The 659-nt window shown below is 59.8% G+C and carries 1 protein-coding gene and 1 pseudogene; both read right to left on the reverse strand.

Features of this window, described 5'->3' with window-relative positions; translation table 11 throughout:
• Positions 1-252 (reverse strand): annotated as a pseudogene (locus tag M3090_RS15500) (mobilization protein); the annotation flags it as partial.
• On the reverse strand, positions 227-659 hold a 433-nt coding region (gene mobA, locus M3090_RS15505; RefSeq protein WP_249057766.1), incomplete at its 5' end, for a conjugal transfer protein MobA. The pseudogene M3090_RS15500 and the gene mobA, both read right to left, overlap by 26 nt.

Consider the following 659-nt stretch of genomic DNA (forward strand, 5'->3'; position numbering starts at 1 on the left):
GAGCTGCCCGTCGGTCAATACATCGTCGGGATGCGGATTGAGCGAGATGTGGATGACCGGCTTCTCGGTGCGGTAGTGCGAGGGAAGCCATGCCGTGAAAGCCTCCATCGTTTCGCCCATGCGGAAATGCCCGTCTTCCGGGTACGGGAGCAGGTTGGCATCCAGCACCTTCGCATGCCCTTCCTCTACCTTCGTCTGGTTGTAGACCAACGCGCCGTACAAGTCCTTACCCGTGCTGATTTTCGCCACCATGCCTTTTGAGTTCTTCTGAAAGTCCGACAATGCGGCGGCTGAGTGCCACCAGTTCGAGGGTCAGCTTTTCCAACCTGTAGAGCAAAGCCAACGCCTTTTTCTCGGTAAAATGCACGTGCAGTTCCTTGACCGCCTGGTTGTAGTTCACCCCGACGGCGCGGTACTGCTGGTACAAGGCGGTGAGCCTGGCCACATACTCCATCGTGCCCCGGTCGGTGCGTATGACCCGGAAGCTGTCGCCGAAGATGCGCGCGGCGATGAACTTCGACTTGGACGAAAGACCGGACTGCTCGTAAAGGGTGAGGAACCGGGCGTGCTGCGCGGCGTCGAGATTGACGGTCTCGCGGTGGAAGGCGGGCGCGGACTTGGGTGTCCGTCCGCCTTTCCTTCTTTTCGGGTGCTGTTGC

The organism is Bacteroides sp. ET71, assembly GCF_023336905.1.
Taxonomy (GTDB): domain Bacteria; phylum Bacteroidota; class Bacteroidia; order Bacteroidales; family Bacteroidaceae; genus Bacteroides.